The sequence below is a fragment of the Sporosarcina sp. FSL K6-6792 genome, assembly GCF_038004885.1.
Classification (GTDB): domain Bacteria; phylum Bacillota; class Bacilli; order Bacillales_A; family Planococcaceae; genus Sporosarcina; species Sporosarcina psychrophila.
Genome location: NZ_JBBOSA010000001.1, coordinates 130637 through 153397 on the forward strand (window position 1 = coordinate 130637; position 22761 = coordinate 153397).

At 40.8% G+C, this 22761-nt stretch carries 20 protein-coding genes; 18 read left to right on the forward strand and 2 right to left on the reverse strand.

Annotated elements, in window-relative coordinates:
- The first annotated feature begins 177 nt into the window (after positions 1-177).
- From MKZ26_RS00540 to paaX, 14 genes are all read left to right on the forward strand, one after another.
- Complete coding sequence (locus MKZ26_RS00540; RefSeq protein ID WP_231885679.1) at positions 178-603, forward strand: hypothetical protein; 426 nt, start codon at positions 178-180, stop codon at positions 601-603.
- Positions 604-616: 13 nt separating this feature from the next.
- Positions 617-1081, forward strand: coding sequence for a hypothetical protein (locus MKZ26_RS00545; RefSeq protein WP_340763783.1), 465 nt, complete (start codon positions 617-619; stop codon positions 1079-1081).
- 709 nt (positions 1082-1790) lie between these two features.
- Positions 1791-6254: a S8 family serine peptidase gene (locus MKZ26_RS00550; RefSeq protein WP_340763785.1), complete on the forward strand. Its 4464-nt coding sequence runs from the start codon at positions 1791-1793 to the stop codon at positions 6252-6254.
- A 328-nt stretch (positions 6255-6582) separates the two neighbouring features.
- Positions 6583-7533, forward strand: coding sequence for a 1,2-phenylacetyl-CoA epoxidase subunit PaaA (gene paaA, locus MKZ26_RS00555; protein ID WP_340763787.1), 951 nt, complete (start codon positions 6583-6585; stop codon positions 7531-7533).
- Between the two features lie 17 nt (positions 7534-7550).
- Positions 7551-7898: a 1,2-phenylacetyl-CoA epoxidase subunit PaaB gene (gene paaB, locus MKZ26_RS00560; protein WP_067210636.1), complete on the forward strand. Its 348-nt coding sequence runs from the start codon at positions 7551-7553 to the stop codon at positions 7896-7898.
- Entirely contained in the window at positions 7895-8707 is an 813-nt protein-coding gene (paaC, locus tag MKZ26_RS00565) for a 1,2-phenylacetyl-CoA epoxidase subunit PaaC (RefSeq protein WP_340763789.1), read from the forward strand. The genes paaB and paaC overlap by 4 nt, the downstream gene beginning before the upstream one ends.
- A gap of 26 nt (positions 8708-8733) precedes the next feature.
- Positions 8734-9234: a 1,2-phenylacetyl-CoA epoxidase subunit PaaD gene (paaD, locus tag MKZ26_RS00570; RefSeq protein WP_067210631.1), complete on the forward strand. Its 501-nt coding sequence runs from the start codon at positions 8734-8736 to the stop codon at positions 9232-9234.
- A gap of 17 nt (positions 9235-9251) precedes the next feature.
- The gene (locus tag MKZ26_RS00575; RefSeq protein WP_340763792.1) at positions 9252-9554 is read left to right on the forward strand and encodes an EthD family reductase; all 303 of its coding nucleotides are present in this window, start codon (positions 9252-9254) and stop codon (positions 9552-9554) included.
- A complete protein-coding gene (locus MKZ26_RS00580; RefSeq protein ID WP_340763794.1) occupies positions 9554-10330 on the forward strand; it encodes an enoyl-CoA hydratase/isomerase family protein in 777 nt (258 codons plus the stop codon). The genes MKZ26_RS00575 and MKZ26_RS00580 overlap by 1 nt, the downstream gene beginning before the upstream one ends.
- A 12-nt stretch (positions 10331-10342) precedes the next feature.
- Positions 10343-11116, forward strand: a complete 774-nt coding sequence (locus tag MKZ26_RS00585) for an enoyl-CoA hydratase-related protein (protein ID WP_340763796.1) — start codon at positions 10343-10345, stop codon at positions 11114-11116.
- A 15-nt stretch (positions 11117-11131) separates the two neighbouring features.
- Positions 11132-12649 carry an aldehyde dehydrogenase family protein gene (locus MKZ26_RS00590; RefSeq protein ID WP_340763797.1) on the forward strand — a complete coding sequence of 506 codons (1518 nt, stop codon included), beginning with the start codon at positions 11132-11134 and terminating at the stop codon, positions 12647-12649.
- Positions 12650-13324: 675 nt separating this feature from the next.
- Positions 13325-14197 (forward strand): 3-hydroxyacyl-CoA dehydrogenase, encoded by an 873-nt coding sequence (locus tag MKZ26_RS00595; protein ID WP_340763799.1) that lies wholly within the window; start codon positions 13325-13327, stop codon positions 14195-14197.
- Positions 14194-15399 carry a thiolase family protein gene (locus tag MKZ26_RS00600; protein ID WP_340763800.1) on the forward strand — a complete coding sequence of 402 codons (1206 nt, stop codon included), beginning with the start codon at positions 14194-14196 and terminating at the stop codon, positions 15397-15399. Before MKZ26_RS00595 ends, MKZ26_RS00600 begins: the two co-directional genes overlap by 4 nt.
- 59 nt (positions 15400-15458) lie before the next feature.
- Positions 15459-16349, forward strand: coding sequence for a phenylacetic acid degradation operon negative regulatory protein PaaX (paaX, locus tag MKZ26_RS00605; RefSeq protein WP_340763802.1), 891 nt, complete (start codon positions 15459-15461; stop codon positions 16347-16349).
- 685 nt (positions 16350-17034) lie between these two features.
- On the opposite strand, the gene MKZ26_RS00610 is transcribed toward paaX, so the two are convergent.
- Positions 17035-17556, reverse strand: a complete 522-nt coding sequence (locus MKZ26_RS00610; protein ID WP_340763803.1) for a GNAT family N-acetyltransferase — start codon at positions 17554-17556, stop codon at positions 17035-17037.
- A 311-nt stretch (positions 17557-17867) separates the two neighbouring features.
- Between MKZ26_RS00610 and MKZ26_RS00615 the strand changes: the two genes are divergently transcribed.
- The 4 genes from MKZ26_RS00615 to MKZ26_RS00630 all read left to right on the forward strand — a co-directional run bounded on the left by MKZ26_RS00615 (position 17868) and on the right by MKZ26_RS00630 (position 21562).
- A complete protein-coding gene (locus MKZ26_RS00615; protein ID WP_340763805.1) occupies positions 17868-19511 on the forward strand; it encodes a ribonuclease YeeF family protein in 1644 nt (547 codons plus the stop codon).
- An 18-nt stretch (positions 19512-19529) separates the two neighbouring features.
- Positions 19530-20183 (forward strand): hypothetical protein, encoded by a 654-nt coding sequence (locus MKZ26_RS00620; protein WP_340763806.1) that lies wholly within the window; start codon positions 19530-19532, stop codon positions 20181-20183.
- A gap of 165 nt (positions 20184-20348) precedes the next feature.
- A complete protein-coding gene (locus MKZ26_RS00625; protein WP_340763808.1) occupies positions 20349-20684 on the forward strand; it encodes a T7SS effector LXG polymorphic toxin in 336 nt (111 codons plus the stop codon).
- 233 nt (positions 20685-20917) lie between these two features.
- A complete protein-coding gene (locus tag MKZ26_RS00630; RefSeq protein WP_340763810.1) occupies positions 20918-21562 on the forward strand; it encodes an alpha/beta family hydrolase in 645 nt (214 codons plus the stop codon).
- A 778-nt stretch (positions 21563-22340) separates the two neighbouring features.
- Here the strand turns inward: MKZ26_RS00630 and MKZ26_RS00635 are convergent.
- Positions 22341-22616, reverse strand: coding sequence for a YesK family protein (locus MKZ26_RS00635; RefSeq protein ID WP_340763811.1), 276 nt, complete (start codon positions 22614-22616; stop codon positions 22341-22343).
- Positions 22617-22761 lie beyond the last annotated feature (145 nt).

Here is a 22761-nt window from a genome sequence, read left to right on the forward strand (position 1 = left end):
GTGTTTTCACTGCCATGCGATGAAGTGATATCTTTTGGTTGATAAATGACTAACAAACCATTCATCAGAATAAATCGGTGCCAAGTACCAACGCAATTTTAAATTGTGTTGGTGCTTGGCATTTTTTTGATTCTTTTACTCCCCGTTTTCATACAATGTCGTGAGGAGGGAATCCGTTTGTCGGCATGGATTTGGAGCTTGTTAATTTTTCAATTTCTACTTGCTGGTGTCACTTATCAGTTTTTATACAGGCGAAGAAAGTTGATTGATTTTCATCTGGGCATGAATATCGCCATGGTAGCGGGCGGAGGACTGGCTCTTGGAACGGGCGTCCTCTTGATTTATGAATTCCCGGTCTATTATATGGAAGTGACCGTAGTAGCTGCATTAACAGGGATGCTAGTGGGGAGTTTGTTCGGAGGAATTTTTGACAATCAAACGTTGCTCACCGGATATATTAGCGGGCTTATGACGGGAATGATGGCACCAATGATTGGAGCTGCTGCGTCATATAGTATTCCGTTTGCCATCATGATGGAATTATTCGTCTTGTGCTCATTTATGATGTTGTTTAAAGCGACAAAGTCTTCTCGAAAAACATAAGGAGAGGCATACGATGATCTTATTTGGATTATTTTTGCTCGTGTTAAGTAGTTTGTTGGGCGTTTATATGTATGCATTATTCTATAAGTTACGTTTTGGAATCAGCGACCGTCTCAGATTTACAGTTACCTTAGCCGCGGGGCAGATTACCAGTTTTGTCATCGCGATCACATTATATTTGGTTTTTCCGATGGATTTTACGGTTATCTGTACGATTAACCTATGGATTGGCATTGTAATAGGCACTCAATTTAGTTCGGTGGTAAAGAAACAATCGGTTCTTGCCGGTTTTTTTAATGGAGGAGTAGCAGCAATCATGGGGACGATGGTAGGTGCTATCTCTTTCGATCCGACGCTTTGCGGTTTGCCTGCATCGACCCTAACATTACAAAACACGGGTATTGCGGTTGGGATCTTCGGATTGTTGTTGCTTTGTGCCACGACGTTATTAGTGAGATTTTCGTTGATGAAAAAATGAAGGGCGCTAGATAATGAAATGGGTTTAAACTATTTTATAACCGAGTAAAAAGTTATGCCGGGATCATTCTAGAACCCGGTTTTTTTGTGCTTTTATAGTCAATAAATAACTCTCCATTACTATTTTTTTATCTTTCTCCAGAACTTCAAATCCTTTAAGTGGTGAAATCCCCCCTAAAATGAAAATTCAACTCTGAGTATCTACATTACTGAAAGTAGGAATTAAATCGATGAAATATGATCGTATTAGTTCTTTATGCATGCTTTGTTTATATTTATACAAGTTACAAATACCTATTTATTCCTATCTGTATAATTGGAAATTGGCATTAATTTATCATACCTAGTCATATCTATGTATTTATTAATTATGATGCAAAAAAATGGTAATCTATCTTCAATTCAAGTCATCAAGAAAACGCAATGATACCAAGGGCGTAGCATACTCATTTGTCGAAGTGCTAATTATTTCCATAGAACTTTTCTACTGGAATAAATAGGGTTAGAGTAGATAAAAACTATCAATTGGTAAAGTTCTGTCAATATTCGACAAAAAGAGATTTAGTATCCGTGTATGTTTAGTAGTATCAACTAGATTTTCACAAGCGACACCGTCGGGTACCTACACTAACTTTTAGGAAGGGGGCAAGGGGTGTTTTTTATTGAGTTGAAAAAATGTAGTTCAATCGTTGTAAAAATCGGAGGGAGGAATGAAATTGAAGAAGCGTAGTCGAATAAGAATGTTCAGCATTATTGCATCGTTACTCATGGTGTTTTCCCTGGTCACACCTGGAGTTGCGAACGCAGAGCCGAATAAAAAACTCCACGAATCTGTAAATAATTCTAATGTGATTTCAAAGGACAAAGTAAGTGATCGCTTGCTGGAAAGCTTCGGAAAAGCTGACACCGTCACTTTTTTGATAAAATTTAAAGAAAAAACGGATACGGAAAAAGTAGCGAGTGAAGCAAAGCAACATGCAATTAATGCAAATTTATCGGCACAAAAAGCGGAACTTATGCAACGATCGGCTGTCGTATCCGAGCTGAAAACAACATCTATCGAAACACAACAAAATGTTAAACAGTATCTTGAACAGCAAGTTAAAGCCGGAAACGCTAAAGACATTACCTCTTACTTTATCGTAAACGGTATGGCTGTTACGGGCACGAAGGAAGTCGCGCAAAAGGTAGCGACATTCGCAGAGGTTGAAAAAGTGCTACCCAATGAAACGCGCGAACTTTTTGCAACAAAAACTGAAAATGCAGTTGCTCCTGAATCTAAAATTGCAAATGTGGAATGGAACGTTGAGCGTGTCAATGCACCGCAAGTTTGGGACATGGGCATTGACGGTTCCGGTACGGTTGTTGCGAGCATCGATACAGGTGTTCAATGGAACCATCCCGCATTGAAAGAACAATATCGAGGGTACAATGCGGCATCAGGTGATGTGAACCATGATTTCAATTGGTTTGACGCAACTGTAGGACAAGCTACACCATATGATGATGTCGGTCATGGAACACATGTTACTGGCACAATGGTCGGTAGCGAACCGAATGGATCTAACCAAATCGGTGTTGCTCCAGGTGCTAAGTGGATCGCTGTTAAAGCATTCACTACGGCTGGTGGGTCAGATAGAGATTTACTGGCTGCAGCTCAATGGATTTTGGCACCGACAGACGCCAACGGTAATGTACGCGTCGATCTAGCGCCAGATGTCGTGAATAATTCATGGGGAGGTGGACCAGGACTTGATGAATGGTATCGTGATGTTGTCAAAAACTGGCGAGCAGCAGAAATCTTCCCAGAGTTTTCTGCAGGAAACACGACGCTATCAAATCCAGGCGGACCCGGATCAGTTGCAGCTCCATCGAATTACCCTGAATCTTTTGCAACTGGCGCAACGGACATTAATAACAAAGTAGGCAGCTTTTCTCTACGTGGTCCATCTCCATATGCAGAAATTAAACCCGACATTTCTGCACCGGGTGTGAATATTCGTTCATCCGTTCCAGGCAGCGGTTATGAAGGCGGCTGGAATGGAACATCAATGGCAGGACCGGCTGTATCGGGCGTGGCAGCGCTACTTCGCCAAGTAAACGCCAACTTAACAGTCGATGAAATGGAACAGATTTTACTTGATACAGCGACACCGTTGACTGACGCAGTATATCCACAGTCTCCGAACCACGGCTATGGATATGGACTTGTCGATGCTTACGAAGCTGTTTCATCAATCGCTAGTGGCCTTGGGAAAATTGATGGTCAAGTTTCAAAACAAGGTGACGATCATGAAGCACCAACATACAAGCATGATGCGCCTGCAGAAACATACGCGGGAATGGATTTAGATTTGAGGGTTCAAGCGACAGATAATATTAGTATCGCGTCTGTCACATTGAACTATAAGGACGCAGCTAACAAGTGGCAAGCGGTGGAAGCTAGCCGTAAGTCGGGTAATTACCAGTCAGGTGAATTTGGAGCAACGATTGCGGGCGAAAGTATCGCAGGCAATACATTCACTTACAAATGGACAATCAATGATTTTGGGAATAATGAAGTGACAAGTGAAGAATACACGATTCAAGTGAAGCCGGGCATCACAATCGGCTTCTCAGAAGACTTTGAAACAACGCCGATTGGTTGGACTTCATTTGGCGAGAAGAACAGCTGGGAGTGGGGCGTACCAATATCTGGCCCAAATAGCGCCTCTTCAGGTGAAAAAGTATATGCGACAAATCTTGCAGGCACATATGAAACCAATATGAACGCAACACTTGTCATGCCTCCAGTTGACTTGCCAGAAGGGGATTCCTTCTTGCAATTTAAACAATGGCATAACTTTGAGCAATCTTCGGCCGGCAGAGCATGGGATTACGGTCATGTATTCATTTCCACAGATCAGGTGGAATGGAGCCAACTACTCATGGTTCAAGGTCAATCGGACGGTTGGATTGACGGTGAAGTTGACTTGTCGGAATATAGCGGTCAACGTGTTTACATCGGTTTCAATGCATTTTCCGATGCTAGCGTTGTAAAAGATGGCTGGTATATTGATGATGTAGCACTGACAACTACTTCAAAAACGGGCAAAATGCAAAAAGGAACTACACAAGATAGTAACGGAAACAAAGAGGGAAATAGCGGTAAAAATCTTGAAGCTATTAAAACCGAATCTGGTAAAGACCTCGGTATTATTAAAGAAAAAGAAAAAGATGCATTCAAAGAACCTATCGATCCGACAAAAATTCACCCGGTAGTTCCTAAGAAAGAACAACCGCCAGTCCAAGACGAAAAGGCAAATCCTACACTGCTTCCTTTAAGTGCACAAGTCAGTGTGCTTGAAACAGGGCGTTCGGTCTATTCGAACCCTGCTGATGGAAAATATTCACTGACGCATGGAGCAGGAACATTTACGGCGAAAGCGGAAGCATACGGATTCCAATCTGAAGAGCAATCCGTAACAATTGAAGCAGACAGTTCAACGAAAGTTAATTTCACGCTAAATGAAATTACACAATCCACGGTAAGCGGAACGATTACTGATCAGTCAACAGGTGAAGCAATTGGTGGAGCAACATTGCTGCTAATCGAAGATGCAAACATTACACCTGTCGAAACAGATGGAAATGGGAATTATTCCATCACCGCTTATGAAGGCGACTACACGTTGAAGGTGATTGCACGTGGCTACCATAGTCAAGAAGCGGCTATCACAATTGGCGACGGCACGACTGAAAAAGATTTCGCACTAGAACCATTTTACACATATCCAGGCGGCGAAATTGGGTATGACGACGGCACAGGCGAGAATGCGCGTGCATTCTACGATGCAGGTAATGGCTGGGGAGTGAAAATGTCTCTTCCAGAAGGTAAAGAATCCGGAATTGTCACAGACGGCGTACTCCGCTTCTGGGATACGGAATGGCCAGTTCCAGGAGGGACGGCTTTTGCAGTAGAAGTATGGGATGCAACGGGTGCTGACGGAACTCCTGGCAAGAAACTTGCAGGACCAATCGATGCACAGGCTCTGCGTAACGGAGAGTGGACAGTTGTAGATTTAACTGAGCACAACATAGTTGTCAGCGGTGACTTTTACATGGTTTACATCCAGAAAGATCCAAGTCCAAATTCACCTGGTCTCGCGACAGATGAAACTGGAACGAACGCGGGAAGAAGTTATCAATATGTATCGGGCGCGTGGTCAGCAGCACCTGCGGCGGAAGGGAATTACATGATTCGTGCACGTGTCAGCTATGAAGTCCATGCACCAATTATTACTTCACCTGCAGAGAACTTCACGACAAATGAATCAAGTATTACGATCGAAGGGACAGCATCTCCGACGACAACAATCCAGCTGAAAAATAACGGAGAAGATGCAGGTACGGCAGTGGTTGGAGAAGACGGCAAATTTACAATCGAAACTGAGCTTGCAGAAGGAGTAAATGAGTTCAAGGCAGTTTCCACGCTTAATGGCAAAGTGACAGGCGAATCTGCTCCAGTTACAGTGACATTAGATACTGAAAACCCTGAACTGACAATCGATAACCCGAAAAACGGTGATAAATCGAATCGTGAAACGGTTATGGTTGAAGGGACGGTTTCTGATGCTAACCTTGATTGGGTAAAAGTAAACGGCCAAAATGCGGAAGTCGTAAATGGAAACTATTCCAAACGTATTTTGCTTGATAATGGTGAAAACGAAATAACGGTTGTTGCAAGTGATAAAGCGAATAACCAAACTTCGAAGACGGTGGTAGTAACAGCTCAATATAATGCACCATCAATCGAAAATTTAACACCAACTAATGATGTCTACTTAACAACAGGCAAAAGTGTAAAAATAGAATTTGACAGTGCCCCAGGACTAAAAGCTAGTTTTGTAATCCACATGCCACTGACAAATGTAGGAAACGAAGTGACAAATGCCACCGAACTTCCATTTAGTGAGACATCACCAGGTCACTATGTAGGTTATTGGACAGTACCGTTTGGCGTCACTGCTGACGGAGCGCGTATTGAAGCAAAAGTTATTGACAACTTCAAAAACGAAGCGCGTAAAATGGCGGAAGGAAAGTTGTTTATAAACATGGAGAATGGAGAAAAAGTGGAAAATGGTGAGATCATTCAAGACATTGAAAGCATCGAGAAAAATAGCATGAGCAATTGATTTACGTATTAAAAATGGACATCGGCAGAATTTTGCCGGTGTTTTTTTGTTTTTGGGAATTGTCCCAGAAGGTATTCAAAGTATAGCAAGAAGGAACAGCAGAAGTACCTGAACATCTTCTTGAAGATTTAGAAGATGCATAAGTCGGATGTCCGACAGATTCTATTAAAGTGGGCGACCAAGAATTAAGTAAAGAGACTGTTTATGGAAAAGAGATACGGTATTATCGGATTCGTATGTCTATAAATATAACTGAGTTTTAGATTAACGTTATGTAAGTGTTATATGTTTAGTCGGAAACACATACCTTAAACTAGGGGGCTGTGAAATGACGGGTTTATACAATTCGGAAGTAGAGAAGTTAGCTCACTTTACGCAGAGGATTGAAGCAGGTGACAAAATTGAAGCTGATGATTGGATGCCTGAAGAATATAGGGTGACATTGATTAAATTGATTTCCATGCATGGAATGAGCGAAATAATGGGGGCTCTCCCAGAGAAAGAATGGGTACCGAAAGCCCCGTCCCTTTCTCGTAAGTTAGGCATTATGGCCAAGGTGCAAGACGAAATGGGTCACGGTCAACTGCTTCTTCGCGTAACTGAAGATTTACTTAAACCATATGGCAAGAATCGCGGAGATTTAATGCAGGACTTATTCAATGGAGACTTGAAATTTCATAATGTATTTCACATGAAAACAACTACATGGGCAGATGCTGGAATAATCGGTTGGCTCGTTGATGGGGCTGCAATTATTACACAAACAAATATGCTTGGGGCTTCTTATGGGCCATACGGGAGAGCGTTACAGCGTATTTGCGCTGAAGAAGTGTTTCATGCACAGCATGGTGAATCTATTATTATGGCACTTGCGGAAGGTACAAATGATCAAAAATCGATGATTCAGGATTCAATCAATTATTGGTGGGAATCTCTGTTAATGTTCTTCGGACCTGCGAGTAAAGAAACAACAGGATCTTCGAAACAAGATTTGACTATTAAATATAAAATCCGGACAAAAACAAACGAAGAGTTCAGGCAAATCTTTTTTGATAAATATATCCCGCGTATTTTATCTCTTGGACTAACAATTCCAGATCCGACCATAAAATTCGATGCTGAAAGCAAAATATGGACGTACAAACAACCGGATTGGAATGAATTCAAGAAAATTATTAGAAATGAAGGACCTCGTTCTCAGGCACGCCTGAACCTGCGTCGTACATCCTATGAAAATAACACATGGGTGCGAGATGCTTTAAGTGCAGTCGTTAATTAATGGAAGGAGTCAGTAAAATGACTGGAGAAAAAACATTTTATCAAGAATATGAAGTGTTCAGTAAGCGGACACCGAGCTCGGCATTCCAACACCAATTCAGCTTACTGGCTCCAAATGAAGATATGGCACTTATTTTGGCACAGGAAAACTTCATGCGCCGTGAGCCAGTTGCAGACATTTGGATTATAAATCGAAAGAATGTTAGGAAAATGAATGCCGAAGAGAAGATGACGCTCACCAGGCTTGACAATAAAGAATACAGGACGACAAAAGGCTATGGTTACTTAAAGAAAAAATGGCGTCAATATGAACAGCAAGTGCTTGATGAAAAAGAAATTTTGTCATGGGGAGGGGAGCGGAAATGAGCATAACAGACAATGGCATGAGCATGGAATATAAAGAAGCAATCACTAGTTTGTTGTTCCAATTAGCAGATGATGATTTTCTGTACGCATTCCGCGGATCTGAATGGCTCGGACTCGCTCCTCACATTGAAGAAGACGTAGCTTCCTCATCCATTAGCCAAGACAGTATGGGGCATGCGGCGATGTACTACAAATTACTTGAAGAGCTTGGAGCTGGAAAAGCGGATGACTTGGCCCATTTACGTCCGACAGATGAAAGAAAGAACAGCATTTTGACGGAACGGGTGAACGGCGAAGGTTATTATATGGAAACACCCAATTATGACTGGGCCTATCAAGTCGTAAGGAGTTATTTTTATATACAAGCGAAAAAGGTAAAAATGGATTCGTTATGTGAAAGCTCATACAAACCTATTGCTGAAGTGGCGATAAAAGTGAAAATGGAACTTTATTATCACAAGTTGCACTGGGAAACGTGGTTTAAGCAGTTAATGAATTCTACGGATGTGGCAAAAAAGAAAATGAATGATGCAATTACGCTTGTTTTGAATGATTTTGGAGATGTATTTTCTTTTGGAAATCAGAAACAAAAGATTGAAAGCAGTAACTTAATAGACAGTGAGGAAGAAATGAAGAAACAATGGCAAGCTATCATCGGTCCGGTGTTCGAAACCCTTCAAATGGAAGTACCGTTGATCCCGAATCATCCCGTGATGAACGGACGAAACGGCGAGCACACAAAAGACTTGGATGAAGCACTAGGCACGCTTTCCGAAGTTTACAAACTTGACTCGGCAGCTGTCTGGTAAGCGGTACCAGGAAAGAGGTGAATAATATGACTGCTTCTGTAGATGTTTCAACTGAGCGTATTTTTGAAGTACTTATGAATGTGAAAGATCCGGAAATTGACTCAGTGAGTATTATTGATCTTGGAATGGTAGGCGAAGTCACAACCGAAGGAAATAACGTGAAAATCACACTTCTACCGACTTTTTTGGGATGTCCTGCACTTGAATTTATTAAAACGAATACAGTAAATGCTGTAAAAAAACTACCTGAAGTTGAAACGATTGAAGTAGAATTCGTCTTTCATCCGCCATGGACATCAGACCGTATAACGGAACAAGGTCATGTGAATCTGAAAAAGTTTGGGATTGCTCCACCGCCCCGCTATTTTGAGGAAGATGGATCATGGCATGTGGATTGTGCCTATTGCGGATCTGGCTATGTATCAATGGAAAATATTTTTGGACCGACGGCTTGCAGAAGTATTTTGTATTGCAAAAGCTGTAAAAACGTATTTGAGGCAATGAAACCTGTGTCTACATTAATGTAAAGTGAGGAGAAGAAAAAATGGCTAAACTAATTGCTTTGTACAAACACCCTGAAAACAAAGAGGCTTTTGATGATCATTATTTCAATGTACATTCACCACTAACAGCAAAAATCCCTGGTCTCCGTGAAATGAAGGTAACAAAAATATCAGGATCTCCAATGGGAGGTGAAGGGAAATATTACCTCACATGTGAGATGAAGTATGACAATCTAGAAGCGTTACAGGCAGGTTTGCGCACAGCTGAAGGAAAGGCATCAGGCAAAGACTTGATGGGGTTTGCGGGTAATCTTGTCACATTAATGATTGGTGAGGATGCCTAGTGTACAGTTTTGAATTCATTGAAACGACAGTAACGGGAAACATCGCGGTGATTGAACTGAATCGTCCTCGCCAGTTAAATTCCTTGAATCGGAAAATGGTTTGTGAAATCGTTACTGCAATGGAAATGTTTGATCGAGAAGAAGAAGTTCGCATTATCGTCCTTACTGGAAAAGGCCGTTCATTTTCAGCTGGGGCTGATATTGATGAAATGACTGGAGATGACCCAGTCAGCCTTGAACTCTTGAACCAATTTGCTGATTGGGACCGTTTTACACTTATTAAAAAGCCAATCATTGGTGCAGTAAAAGGCTTTGTTTTAGGAGGGGGATTTGAGCTTGCATTGTGCTGTGATATTTTAATTGCAGCAAGCGGTACAGAATTTTCATTCCCGGAAGCAGGCCTCGGCGTCATGCCGGGTGCAGGAGGGACACAGCGGTTAACGAAACTTGTCGGACGTACAAAAGCGCTCGAATGGCTTTGGACAGGAGAGCGTATTTCCGCGGAAACAGCACTCAAACATGGAGTCATTAACAAAGTTGTTGCTCCTGAACTATTAATGGAAGAAACGCTGAAGTTTGCAAATCGACTATCCAAACAACCACCGCTCTCACTGCGCCTTATTAAAGATTCGGTTAATAAAGCAGTGGATTATCCCTTGTATGAAGGAATGCAGTATGAACGGAAAAATTTCTACCTTCTTTTCGCATCACAGGATCAAAAAGAAGGTATGAGCGCATTTGTTGAGAAAAGAAGGCCGGATTATCAAGGAAAGTAAGGAGTGTGCTAAATGTTTGAGACAATTCGTTACGATGTCAAAGATGGAATTGCGTGGCTCATCTTAAATAGACCTGACAAACTGAATGCTTTTATCTCGCAGATGAATCGTGAAGTAAAAGATGCAATCAAAGCGGCATCATATGATGAACAAGTGCGCTGTGTTGTCATTACAGGTGAAGGCCGGGCATTTTGTTCCGGACAAGATTTATCAGAAATTGATGAATTTATGGATCATGGTCAAGTGTTAAGAGATCATTATGGACCGATGATCCAGCAAATCAGAAAATGTGAAAAACCGATCATTGCGGCAGTAAATGGTGTAGCAGCAGGGGCGGGGTTTAGCCTTGCGCTTGCTTGTGACTTTAGACTAATGTCTGAGCGTGCCAGTTTATTAAATGCATTCATCCATGTGGGGCTTATTCCGGATTCAGGTAATCTTTATTATTTAACACAATTAGTCGGACAATCTAAAGCTGCAGAATTAGCCATTTTAGGAGAAAAAGTGTCAGCTACAGAGGCGGTTGCAATGGGTCTTGCAAACCGACTGATTCCATCAGAAACATGGGAAGAGGATGTATCTGCATTTGCAACACGACTTGCCGCTTTACCAACAAAAGCAATCGGATTAATCAAAGGCTCATTGATGACGATATCAGAACTTTCTTTTGAAGAATATCTTGAACATGAAGCCCAAGGACAGCGAATAGCTGGTTTAACAAAAGATCATCGCGAAGGCATCAACGCATTTATGAAAAAAAGAAAACCTGTTTTTACAGGCCAATAGGGGGAAGTAAACCATATGACAAAAACCCATGAAATCGAAATCGAACAAGAAACGATGAAGCGTGATTTCTACAAACTTTTTATCAACGGTGAACAAGTCGAAAGTAGCAGTGGCGAGCGCACAAAGATTTATAATCCGGCGACGGGTGAACTACTTGCTGAAGTAGCGAAAGCAACGAAAGAAGACGCTGAAAAAGCTGTTCAAGCTGCCAGGGATTCATTTGATAATGGCAAATGGAAAATAACTCCTGCAGGACGGCGTGCACGTGTACTAAACAAAATTGCAGCAATTATGGGTTCACGCTTTAATGAACTTGTAGAACTAGAAATTTTGAATACGGGTAAATCACTTGCAGCTGCTAAAGGGCAGATTTCACAAGCCATTGAAGACTTTGAATTTTATGCGGGCGCTATTGTTGGACATGGGGGTTCTGTGAATAATGTACCTGGTCAATTCCATAATTACACAGAAAAAGAACCACTTGGTGTATGCGCGCAAATTATTCCGTGGAACTATCCACTTATGATGGCTGCTTGGAAGATTGCTCCAGCTATTGCAGCAGGGTGCTCCGTCGTTATTAAGCCAGCGTCTCTCACGCCACTTACAGCTATTATTCTTGGAGAAATTTGCTACGAAGCAGGGGTTCCAGCAGGCGTCGTTAACATTTTGCCAGGATCTGGATCTGAAATCGGTAACTACTTGGTAGAACATGAACTAGTGAATAAAGTTGCATTCACGGGTTCTACACCAATTGGAAAAGACATTATGGCAAAAGCAGCAGGAACAGTAAAACGTGTAACACTAGAACTTGGTGGAAAATCCCCAAGCCTTGTTTTTGAAGATGCAGATATTGACGCAGCCGTTGATGGTTCACTCTACGGAGCTTTCAATAACACAGGTCAATCGTGTGATGCGCGTACACGCATCTATATTCATGAAAATGTGTACGATGAGTTCGTTGAGAAATTTATTGCAAAAACTGAAAAACTTACGATTGGGGATCCGTTTGATAAAGCAACACATATGGGCGCAGTTATCGATCAGTGCCAGTTGGACACAGTGAAAATGTATGTTCAATCTGCAATTGATGAAGGTGCTGAAATCCTTACTGGTGGTAAAGAATTAAAACCAGAAGGCTTTGAAAACGGATTTTGGTATGCGCCGACAATAATCGGAAACGTAACACAAGACATGAAAGTTGTTCGTGAAGAAATCTTTGGACCAGTTGTCGTCGTATCGAAGTTTAAAAATGAAAAAGAGGCAATTGCATTAGCAAATGACTCAGATTTTGGGCTAGCTTCTTCTATTTGGTCAACAAATACTGCAACTACAACACGTGTTGCGAACCAAATTCAAGCGGGAATCGTTATGATCAATACGCCATTCTCTGCATTCCCAGGTACACCATTCGGTGGCTATAAACAATCTGGATTTGGCCGTGAGTTAGCAATCGGATCGCTTGATCTTTACACTGAAACGAAAAGCATTATGTCGTACTTTGGCAGTCGTCCAGTAAATCCATTTGGACTATGAAAAGCGCAAGGCGCCGTCTAGCCCCGACAGGCATAAGACGTTTTGCGAGGAGGCGTACTTCAGCCCCCACAGCAAAATGGCTTATGACCCGAGGGGCTGGCGCCTGGAGCTAGACACAAAGAAAAGCGCAAGGCGCCGTCTAGCCCCGACAGGCATAAGACATAATGGGAAGGCAGTCTAGGATCGCGACATCCTGTCGCAACGACTACATACCTGCATCCTTGCAGGCACGTAGGAGGCGTACTTCAGCCACCACAGCAAAACGGCTTATGACCCGAGGGGCTGGCGCCTGGAGCTAGACACAAAGAAAAGCGTAATAAATAGTCGGCACTTAACAAATAGTATGTTCTTCCAACACCGCTTAGTCGCTTGGTGATGGCCTCACGCAATAAGCCCGTCAGAAGATCACTTGGGAGGGATTGAACTGCTTCCCTCCTTGGTCTTATTGCTCCGGCGCCTGCAGGATGCGGGTGTGCAGCCTTTGCCGCATGACGCGGCGAAATTGGGCTGCCTTTCATTAGTGTCGCTCCTTCGCTAGATTTGTTCGTTATACGGGTGAGGTATATCACCTAATTAATTCTAAATAAGTAGTGCCGAATATATAGATGAAAGAATACGGACAGGGATGTATGATCTCCTGTCCGTATTCTTTCATCATAAAAAGGAGGATCACTTATGATTAATCAAATAGTTGTTGTCGGTTCCGGTTTGATGGGCAGAGGTATTGCCTATGTCGGAGCGATTGGAGGATATACAGTTACAATTGTCGACATTAATGAATCTGCATTGGAAAATGCGCAACTAGATATTGATAGTCTCTTTGAAAAAGGTCTCGCACGCGGAAAGATATCAGCAAATCAGGCTGAACAAGCGCATCGTAATTTAAGTTATGAAAGTGACTTGGCTAAAGCAGCAGGGAATGCAGATTTAATCATTGAAGCTGTACCTGAAAAAGCTGCCATTAAAAAACAAGTATTTGAAACGATTGAAGAATATGCACCAGCACATTGTTATTTTGCAACGAATACATCGACGATGAGTCCGACAGAAATTGCTTCTTTTGGTAAACGCCCAGAGAAAACAATCGCCATGCACTTTTTCAATCCCGTACATAAAATGACTCTTGTTGAAATTGTCCGGGGCTTGGAAACGAGTGATGAAACGGTAGAGACGATTAAACAAGTTGCTGTTAATATGGGGAAGGAAATGGTTGTTATTAATGAATTTCCTGGGTTTGTTACGAGTCGGATTAGCGCACTAGTCGGCAATGAAGCATTTTATATGCTGCAAGAGGGACTTGGAACAGCAGAAGAAATTGATAAAGCGATTAAGCTCGGCTTAAATTACCCCATGGGTCCATTCGAGCTCGTGGATTTAGTGGGTCTTGACACACGTTTGAACAACTTGAACTATTTATATGACAAGCTTGGAGAAAAGTACCGTCCAGCGCCTCTCCTAGAACAATATGTAAAAGCGGGGCGTCTTGGACGGAAAAGCGGCAAAGGTGTCTACGATTATACACTTGGAGAAGAGTTGATTACGAAATGAGAGAAGTAGTCATAGTAGATGCTGTTCGTACACCTATTGGCAGGTACAATGGCGCGTTAAAAGACGTACGTCCGGATGATTTAGGAGCTGTCGTTATTAAGGCACTTATTGATCGAAATCCTAATCTTCCCGCAGAGCAGATCGAAGAGGTCGTTCTTGGAAACGCCAATCAGGCTGGAGAAGATAACCGCAATGTTGCACGTATGGCAGGTTTGTTGGCGGGTCTTCCAGTCGAGGTGGGGGGCACGACGATTAACCGTCTTTGTGGTTCAGGCATAGACGCTGTCATTTACGCTGCAAGAGCAATTGCAGTTGGGGATGGTGATATTTTCATTGCAGGCGGAACGGAAAGTATGACACGTGCCCCGTTTGTTATGGCGAAGCCGGATAAGGCAAATCCACGAGGTAATATGGAATTACAAGATACAACAATTGGCTGGCGCTTTACAAATGAAAAACTGCAAGAAATGTACGGAACGGATTCGATGCCGCGTACCGCTGAAAACGTCGCGCAGCGATACACGATAACGCGAGAAAATCAGGATTTGTTTGCGTATGAAAGCCAACAACGTGCAAAGGCAGCAATAGAAGCTAACAGATTTTTCGAAGAAATTGTTCCAGTTGTTTATACGGATAGAAAAGGCAATGAAATCACTGTAGATCAAGATGAACATCCGCGGCCGGACATTACGCTTGAGAAACTGGCACAATTAAAACCATTATTTGATGGCGGTACAGTTACAGCAGGCAACGCATCAGGTGTTAATGATGGCGCGTGTGCATTGCTTCTTATGAGTGCCGAAAAAGCAAAGGAACTAAATCTTAAACCTTTAGCAAAATATGTTACGGGGGCAACGGCGGGGCTTGAACCGGCTGTTATGGGGCTTGGTCCGATTATTGCTTCAAAAAAAGCGCTAGTACGTGCGGGACTGACGATGAATGATATAGGACTCGTCGAATTGAATGAAGCCTTTGCTTCCCAATCACTCGAGTGTATTAGACAGTTAGAGTTGGACGTTAAAAAAGTAAACGTCAATGGTGGAGCAATCGCTTTTGGACACCCTTTAGGCGCAAGCGGTGCCCGAATTTTAACGACACTCTTATATGAAATGAAAAGACGGAATGTTCAATATGGACTCGCAACAATGTGTATCGGGGTAGGCCAGGGAATTGCGGCAATTGTTGAGAATGTCTCGGAATAATAAAAAACTGTCGAATCGTGATACATCGATAAGGAACGAAAAAAGAAAGAGTGAGTATCATGGCAAATACACAATCAATGATTTTTACAATCTACGGTGATTATATCCGTCATTACGGCAACAAGGTATGGATTGGCAGCTTGATTCGGTTATTGAAGGAATTTGGTCATAATGAACAATCGGTTCGAGTAGCTGTCTCAAGAATGATGAAACAAGGATGGATTCAATCCGAAAAACAAGGCAACAAAAGTTATTACTTCTTGACGGTGCGAGGGGAAGCACGGATTGAAGAAGCGGCAATTCGTATTTTCAAATTAAACCCAACTGAGTGGGACGGGAGATGGCGTATGCTTATGTATACGATTCCGGAAGAAAAAAGACAAATTCGTGATGAACTTCGAAAAGAGTTATTATGGAGCGGATTCGGAAGTTTTTCAAATGGATGCTGGATTTCGCCAATTGATCTCGAAAAAGAAGTGAACCTTCTTATTGAAAAGTATGATATTCAGTTTTACGTGGATTTCTTTGTATGTGACTACAAAGGACCGCAAGCGGACAAGTTGCTCGTTGAAAAAAGCTGGCCACTTCAAGAAATTGAAGGGAAATATCAAGAATTCATTGCGACGTACAGCAAAAAATACATTGTCCACCAAAGTATCATAAACAAAGGTAAAATGACGGATGCAGAGTGTTTCGTGGAGCGCACCAACCTTGTGCACGAATACCGAAAGTTTCTCTTTACAGATCCAGGTCTCCCAAAAGAGCTGCTGCCTGAAGTGTGGAGTGGTAATCACGCCACTCTGTTATATGAGCAATATTATAAATTGCTCGCTCAATCAGCAAGCCGTTTTTTCGAAGGAGTATTCCAAGAAGACAACGACATGCGCAGGAAAGATAAAACGTATGACGCAGATGACCACCCGCTTATTAGTGACTACTTAACAAACTAAAAAGTAACTGACTGCACAAAGTCACGGGTTCTGTTCGGCTGATAAAAGGTCATTAAACAGATCAAACGGTGTCCCTATTAGCACGCTTTTAGAGTATCAATTAGCATCGCATTTAGCGGTGCTTTTATTTTTTTTCTTATATAATCCTGCATCTCGGCTATAAAGAGCGCTTGCCTTATGCCTTCGTAACTTTAGTAATGAAAATATCGGAAAAAATAAGTCTTATGGAGCGTTTTTTCTCAAATGGGAAAATTATTCCTCTTTATATTCGTATGACATAATAGGTAAATGTTTTCATTCATCAGATTTTTGAATGCGGCGTGGAGAGGGATGTTTATCGTTAGGGGATTATTTGCTACTAAAAGAGATTTGGAGCAGTTGATGTTGGTTTGGAATAAAATTTGATCTGAAATATCCCCAAAATCCATATTTTAAGTTAAATGATAAGAACTCGTTTTGAAAAATGATTGATCAAAACGGGTTAATTCTTTGTGAAATACTATGCGATTTTTATAATAAAGCATGATTATTTTCTACCTAGTAATTCTAAAACAATCGGGCCCGATTGCGGTATAAATATTATATTTTTGCTAAGACAGAGTTAAAAAAATCGGATTTCTCTTCTGGATATTTGTGTCTACTATGGGTCAAGACGTTGATAGCTTACATTTCTTTGAGGGAGATCCTATTCTACTAAGGATTCTGTTATTTTCCCATCTAGATTTTTAATCGCCAACATCGAATTATCCTGAATGATACCTGTATCTACGAAACCAAATGAAGCGTATAATGTTTTAGCTATGACATTACTTGTTCGATAAAAGAGGGCTACATATTCTGCTTCTCCATCTGGCGTAGTTTCAATATCCATCAACATTTTTTCAAAAGCAAGCTTGCCATAACCTTTCCCCTGGTAACTCTTTTCAATCATAATATGCCAAATGAAATAGCTCTTCTTCCCATAAAAAACTTCATTTTCAAATGATTCATGATCCAACGTATCATAAATATACATCAAAAATCCAACCGCAACTTCATCGGCATAAATGGCAAAGGGAGTTGCTGGTATACCGTCTGCGTTCAACATATGAGCATCTGCAAAGCTTCTGAGGTTAGTAGTTTCTATTAAGTCTTCCTGTCCTTCTTCAACTTCAAGTGCTATTATTTCATCTATGTTATCCCCGGTTATCTTTCGTAATTCAATCATTTTTTTTCCTCTCCTCTCCTAAGACAAGCCACTACTACACATGGCCTAAAAAATTCCAAACATCATTTCCATGAATCTCGAAATAGGTTACACAAAATATTCACCAATGCTAACTCTTTTTCCCCTGTGATTTCTAAACCTTGTTCCGCAAAATGGCTCGTTTGTTGAATTGTCATAATCCATCTTGTCAATGCAATTGTATCAAACCTTTTTACAAATTATCGGACTTTATTACAAATGATCAATCTTTATTTTAAATCTACAGTTGAAAGTAATTGTCATTGTTGCCGAATAATCGGGGGGGATACTTTTTGAAGGTACTTGATGTTCATCCATTAAAGGATGGACTCCATCGGAATATCACCATGCTTGACCGTCTAGGCAACGAGATGGAAACCATCGATCGAGCGGTTCAAGGACTTGTTGCGATGGAAGATTCGTTGAAAGGCGAAGGGGGAAACGCAATCCTTGCATTTTACGCGGCTTGCCACTTGCCGTTCCTTCAGTTTTTCAAGCTATTCCAGAGCCGTTTCACACACGTCCTAAAACAGATGGACGCTGCCCTTGATGGACTCGAACCAGATTCGTCAGGTTTCATTCGTGAGCATTTCCTAGATGTAGAAATCGAACGTGGGTTGAAGAACATTGCGCAACTAACGGAGAGTCTAACGGATGAAGCGAACAGCATCATGAATCAAGTTGCGGACATCGTTGCCCTTCCGCATCTCAAGGATAACGAAGTGCAGGAAGGCGTTCACACTGCTACAATTAAACGAGAAACTACGCTCACACAATTGCATGAGTTCGATGCGAATCAGACGACTGCTTTGGCGCCAATTGCGCAGGATTTACTGACAATGGAAACATGGATTTCGGATATTGAAGGGCTGTTTACGGACGGAGTTACTGCCGTTAATTTCTCAGCGGATCAATGGGCTGCATTGTCGTCAAAAAATACGCTAAAGTCTGAATTAGCGCAACATACAGTAGCTGTGGCTGGTCTTCCTGTCAGGATGGGCATGAATGGTCAGCCGACAACGATGCTTGGAGCGCTGTTAGCTGGTGAAGATCCGGTTGAGTTTAGCTATGGATTAGTGGATGGAACGAGAACTCTTTATGGGTCGAGTATTTTAACGCTTCCAGGTATGGCGACGCATGCCGGACCAATGGATTGGTCGAATGATTCAACCGCGAGAAATTACGAAATGTATAGCGGAAAAGTCTGCACTGTTCCCGCTCCCACGTCTACTAGCAATCCCAATCCTTTCGTGAAATCTTTCAATAGTTTTAAGGGAATGGGAACCGACTTTGTAGACGGAGTAAAAACACGAACCGGTAAAGCACTCGATTCTCCATATGATTTTGCGAATTATGTAACAATAGGTGCTTCAGATGCGCTTATTTCGGGATCGAAAAGTAGAACGAGTAAGTTGTCAGATTCACCAGAAGACTTTTTCGATTTCGCGACGTTGGGTATTACGGGAATGGTAAAAAGCGCATTAATGCCGGAGGATCCATTTTCCAAGGAACATTGGGAAAACAGCTTTGGGGCTGCGACCTTAGCAGTGGGAGGCGTAAAAGGGCTAGGCTCGAAAGAATCCGTGAGGACTGTTGATGTTAAGGATACGGGTAAGATTCAAGAGCCGACTAAATCTCCTGTGGGTGATGTTGATGTTAAATACGATGACAGAGTTTTGAAAAGAATAGAAGAAGATACAGGTACACATCATAACTTCCCTACATCCTTTGATAATACGATACTATCCAACAAACCAACAATTGTTAGATCTGATGGACGTGCAGAATACTTACACACAGGAACTATCAATGGTCAACAAGGTGTCTATCATATTACACGTAGAAACAATGTAATAGAACATCGTTCGTTTATTCCACAAAGTGATTGGAAGCGGTATTCTAACCGTTGGGAGTTACCACCCAAGGTCACTCCATAAAAAAGGAGGTAGAAACACTTGAAAAAACTTGAATATAAAACGCATGGAGAATTTACAAATGAATCATTAACACTACAGTATGACTCGCAAGTAATATATGAGGGATATACTGATGATTTAATAACATCTGTAACCGGTAATTTAGAGATGAATCTAAATTTTGGAATGCAGAATACTTCTTCGGTAATCGCTAGGAAATATGGTGATTATATAGTATGGATACCGAAATTCCCTTTAGATTCATATTATAAATACAAAACTATAATTTTTACTACGCATCAGTTCAAAGAATTATGGATATTCTTAAAATATGAAGCGAAAGATGACTTAGAAATAATAAAAAATATAAGTACTAATGAATTAAAACTAATATGGATGATTTCGGCTAGAGGAACAGAACAAATTAATGATATTTCAAGTCTACTAAATTCAGTTGAAAAGAATACCATCGCACTTTCTCAAAAATTAGAACATCAGCAAACAACTTTTTATAATTGTATTGAAAATGAATGGGTGTTTAACAAAGATGAGATAACAGAAAGTAGAGACGACTGGGAGACATATATTGCTTATCTTGATAAGGGAGAATATGAAGAGTGGGAGGTATTCAAAATAGATAATAAAGATAATCTATATATTCATTTAGGGAACAGATTTTGTGTACTAATTTAACAGCATTAAACCAAAAGACGGCTATTATTTTGATAGCCGTCTTTTGTGGGTTTGATAAAAAAATACTTAACGGTGAAAATCCCTAACATAACATTGGAAAAAGGTTATTGCAAAATAATTCAGGATTATTTTGTAACCAGGTGCTTTTCACAATATAGCGCAGCTATGGCTAGTCTTCCTGTCAATATGGGTGTGAATGGTCAGCCTACAACGATGCTTGATCGTCTAAGTAACGAAATGGAAACCATCGATCGAGCGGTTCAAGGACTCGTTGCGATGGAAGATTCGTTGAAAGGCGAAGGCGGCAACGCAATTCGTTCATTTTACTTGGGCTACCACTTGCCGTTCCTTCAGTTTTTCAAGCTATTATTACATCACGAATTTTTCGAATCAAAATTTGAAGGTATATTCCAGACTAACTATAGGTCAGCGCATGACAAAACAATAGAATCAGAAAGACTGTGGAATTGGGAGAAGTGTTTAAAACGAAGGTGGATGTAAATAGTATTATGTATCTGTCCGTAACAAGTAGCATTCTTAAAGACTTTTTTCGGTGGTAATTACTTATTGTTGTGCATTTTTGTTTTTGTATTTTCTAAGGTGTGGTAGTTCGATTGTTGAAAGGCAGTTGAATTGAATAAAAAAACGCGGACACAAAAAACTGATAAATTTAAATATTTATATATTAAGTTTGGGGCAATATGTATAATTGATAAGGAATGGGGGAGATATCAATGTTGAAAACAAATACAGAAAGCGTTAAGGGATATAAAGAAATAAATATTTCTTATACGTTGTTGAGAGCCGAAGAAAACTCGGGAAATTTGACCATCTTTCTTCCGGGTGCAGGATATACCATTCGGAGTCCTCTTTTTCATTACTCAACAGATATATTCTTAAATAAAGGCTTTGATGTATTACAAGTTAATTATCAATACAATGACAGAGTCTATGCAGAATTTAGTATGGAAGAATTAAGCGAAGCAATTAAATACGATGTGAGAACAGTAATTGATACTGTTTTAAAGGAAACTTCGTATGAAAACTTTTATATAATCGGCAAATCTCTTGGAACAATTGCTATGAGCTCAGAGTTAAGGAGGGATATCTTCGAAGAAGCTAAAGCAGTATGGTTAACTCCGTTGATTCAAAGGGATGATGTTTTCGATGCAATGGTTAGCAGTACTAATAGGGGGTTATGTTTCATCGGAGATAATGACCATTGTTACACAGAGGAAAGATTTAATCAATTGACAAACAACCCAAAAATGGTTGCGAGACTCATTCCTAATGTCAATCATAGCTTGGAATACGAACATAACACAGTCGAATCAATTGAGGTTTTAAAAAGTGTAATAGATGACATTAATAATTTTTAAAAGCATAGCTAATTGTTATGCTTATTTGTTGTAAATTTGCAGTCGTCGGAGCAACCTATCCACCTGATGCAAAAAAGGTCAGAGAATTGTTACCACATTCCATATTTTTAGTTCCTGGGCTGAGAGTACAAGGTGGAAATGTTGAAGATTAAGCCGAGTACTTTGATGAAAAAGAGCTAGGGTACTAAAAGTGCGGACTGCCAGAGAGTGTCGAGCGAATTAAGAACCACCAGTTCCTAAGCCGGTGATATTGAACTGCATTCAAACCGTTGAACTTGAATAGTTCAGCGTTTTTTTGTCGTTAATAAATCATGTGTTTTGATTAACTAAAATTAACCAGGAAATAACTTAATCAAACACTAGGCGCTTCGTGTACATTATTTTTTATTGCTTTGGATCGAACGACTTCTATACGATTACCGAGATGTCTTGATAAAAGCAGCCAAAGATACAATTTTGGCTGCTGAAGCATTCTCAATAGTTTTGTCTTTTTAAAATTTTAGGAAGTGTCACTTTCTTATAGACCATCGCATGATCAAAGGCGTAAATAATACTTAAAGTAAGTAACGATTACGGCGATAAGAATGTACCACTTCTGCCATGTTTTTTACCAGCGATTTCCGCAAGATTTACCACTCGTTGCCAATGAGGTAGTGTCAAGAAAGTGCAAATTTACAACGTTAAGGATTTTGAAAGATAAAAAAGCCTACCCCCTCCTTATCTTGAATGAGGAATTAGGCTTATGATACTCCGCAATCGCGCCCGATTCCGGTATAAATTACGCATTTATATTTTTACTGGAAATGCCAATTATAGTGCCTATCCATGTTCCTAATAGAACGCTAATCGCAACGAATCCTAGTCCCATACCTTCCCATCCACCAACAACAAATATGCTGTATATGACTAAGCCGAAACAAATCAAGCTCAATACTAACGAAACTGTATATAAGGCTTTTCGTGATACCTTACGAGATATGAAGTAAATGCCAACAATAAATATAGCACCCAGAAGTAATATGGGAGTCCAACCTTCTAGCATAAATGCATTCATTTTTGTTAACTCCTTAATCATTTTTCGCTATTATCTGGCCCGTTTACGGAAGATTGATCTTATTGAAAATCAGCCGAATTTGTATAACATTATCGTTTTCGAAATATGGTTTCTTATCTTTAATCATTCAAAAGGTATGAAGTGG

Coding starts and splice junctions, on each gene's coding strand:
- MKZ26_RS00545 (WP_340763783.1), top strand. CDS start 617: ATGATCTTATTTGGATTATTTTTGCTCGTGTTAAGTAGTTTGTTGGGC.
- MKZ26_RS00550 (WP_340763785.1), top strand. CDS start 1,791: ATGAAATTGAAGAAGCGTAGTCGAATAAGAATGTTCAGCATTATTGCA.
- paaA (WP_340763787.1), top strand. CDS start 6,583: ATGACGGGTTTATACAATTCGGAAGTAGAGAAGTTAGCTCACTTTACG.
- paaB (WP_067210636.1), top strand. CDS start 7,551: ATGACTGGAGAAAAAACATTTTATCAAGAATATGAAGTGTTCAGTAAG.
- paaC (WP_340763789.1), top strand. CDS start 7,895: ATGAGCATAACAGACAATGGCATGAGCATGGAATATAAAGAAGCAATC.
- paaD (WP_067210631.1), top strand. CDS start 8,734: ATGACTGCTTCTGTAGATGTTTCAACTGAGCGTATTTTTGAAGTACTT.
- MKZ26_RS00575 (WP_340763792.1), top strand. CDS start 9,252: ATGGCTAAACTAATTGCTTTGTACAAACACCCTGAAAACAAAGAGGCT.
- MKZ26_RS00585 (WP_340763796.1), top strand. CDS start 10,343: ATGTTTGAGACAATTCGTTACGATGTCAAAGATGGAATTGCGTGGCTC.
- MKZ26_RS00590 (WP_340763797.1), top strand. CDS start 11,132: ATGACAAAAACCCATGAAATCGAAATCGAACAAGAAACGATGAAGCGT.
- MKZ26_RS00595 (WP_340763799.1), top strand. CDS start 13,325: ATGATTAATCAAATAGTTGTTGTCGGTTCCGGTTTGATGGGCAGAGGT.
- MKZ26_RS00600 (WP_340763800.1), top strand. CDS start 14,194: ATGAGAGAAGTAGTCATAGTAGATGCTGTTCGTACACCTATTGGCAGG.
- paaX (WP_340763802.1), top strand. CDS start 15,459: ATGGCAAATACACAATCAATGATTTTTACAATCTACGGTGATTATATC.
- MKZ26_RS00610 (WP_340763803.1), bottom strand. CDS start 17,556: ATGATTGAATTACGAAAGATAACCGGGGATAACATAGATGAAATAATA.
- MKZ26_RS00625 (WP_340763808.1), top strand. CDS start 20,349: ATGGCTAGTCTTCCTGTCAATATGGGTGTGAATGGTCAGCCTACAACG.
- MKZ26_RS00630 (WP_340763810.1), top strand. CDS start 20,918: ATGTTGAAAACAAATACAGAAAGCGTTAAGGGATATAAAGAAATAAAT.
- MKZ26_RS00635 (WP_340763811.1), bottom strand. CDS start 22,616: ATGAATGCATTTATGCTAGAAGGTTGGACTCCCATATTACTTCTGGGT.